Origin of the sequence: Dulcicalothrix desertica PCC 7102 (genome assembly GCF_003991905.1) — a bacterium.
In the GTDB taxonomy this organism is placed as follows: Bacteria; Cyanobacteriota; Cyanobacteriia; order Cyanobacteriales; family Nostocaceae; genus Dulcicalothrix; species Dulcicalothrix desertica.
The window spans coordinates 1-1,496 of the sequence record NZ_RSCL01000096.1; the positions used below are offsets into that span (position 1 = coordinate 1).

General features: G+C 40.6%; 1 protein-coding gene. It reads right to left on the reverse strand.

Annotation, left to right across the window (positions count from 1 at the left end; all coding sequences use genetic code 11):
- Positions 1-87: 87 nt before the first annotated feature.
- Positions 88-1,496 (reverse strand): Tn3 family transposase (locus DSM106972_RS50920; RefSeq protein ID WP_127087846.1); only part of this gene is annotated, 1,409 nt, incomplete at its 5' end.

Consider the following 1,496-nt stretch of genomic DNA (forward strand, 5'->3'; position numbering starts at 1 on the left):
AGGGGTAAAAGTAGCGAAGCTGTCACCAGCCGCCATGCGACGGCTGTAACCTATACCCAAACTGGATAAGGGCAAAAATTTTTCACTTTACGCAGCATCTAATTCTAACCGCTCGTTCATATTCAAGTGAAAAGTTCCGTAGGGATTAACGTGCTTCCAAATCAATGGTGTGAGCGCCCTTAAGTCCTCATGCGTCATTCGTTTCATCCACACTGGGTCAGCCAAAACCTTTTGAATCATTAATGTGTTTATATATACCAAGCACATCTGTAGTAAATGCAAACACAGAACTGACAACTCCTGCTCATCTAAGCGGTTTGTTGCGATTTCGCTGTTTTTACCGTAGAAAATAAAAGTATTGGCGCCGTTCCACTGTTCTACAACATTTAATCCCTCATGAATTTCTCGGCGTAAAGCTTCTGAATGCAAGTAATGACAAAGAAAGATAGTTTTTACTGCTTTACCTAACTCGTTAAGTGCTTTATGCGTTGGATGTTGGACAGTTGAGCGACTAAAACGCTTTAAAATATTGTCCGCCTCTGTTGTACCTAAGCGCAGCGCTGTAGCATATTTTATCATCTGGTCGTATTGCTGACGGATGAGTTCCCAGTCAATAGCTGATTTTAGGATGGGTTGTAGGTTTGGATAGTCTTGTTTTTGTTCGGCGAATGGTAAGGATAATTTTTTATCGCCGATTCGCTTGATACGAGGCATTAAGTCAAAACCCAATAGTCGGCAGAATGCATAAGCAATCTCGTTTTGACCGTGAGTATCGACATAGTTTTTCTTTACCTCCATATCGGTACAATGACGCAATAAACCTTGAATCATTGCTCCAACTTCACTACTCGAACAAGTTTTTAATTGAGAATAAATACACGCAGACTTTTTCTCAACATGCCAATAAATCATGACTCCGCGACCACCGTAACGAATATGCCATTCAGTCATTAGGTTTTGGTCCCATGAACCAAACTTCTTCGAGTCACTGGCACAGGCTGTTGTCCCCTCTCCCCAAATAGATTTTTTTCTAACCGCTAAAGTTGCATTTACTACCTCAGCAATTGCATTACGTAGATGTTCACGATGTATATAGTGTTTTTTGAAGTAACGCAGGTCAGTTTCATTATCACTGACACCAGAACAAACGCGCGACAGTCCAGTATTCGTGCCTAGGCCGTACAAACATAGTAATGCCCGTCGTTGTAGTACATCTCGACTCAGGTTAGAACGTACACCAGTATTCTTAAACTGATTCGTAAAATCAATTCGTAAATCTGCTTCTTTGAACATATCCAGCAAGCTAGTCATTTGCCAACGCTGGTTTATTTCTCGTTTTAATTGTGCTAACTGTGGTGGTTCTGCTTGTGCATCAAGAGGAGTAAGACAAATCCAACCATTTTTTTTCTTGAGAATTTTGACTTTGGAATTATTAGGCATTCCTCTGTCCAACTGAGTTAAAGCATCAGTCATTTCCTGTTGAAGTTTAGCAATAA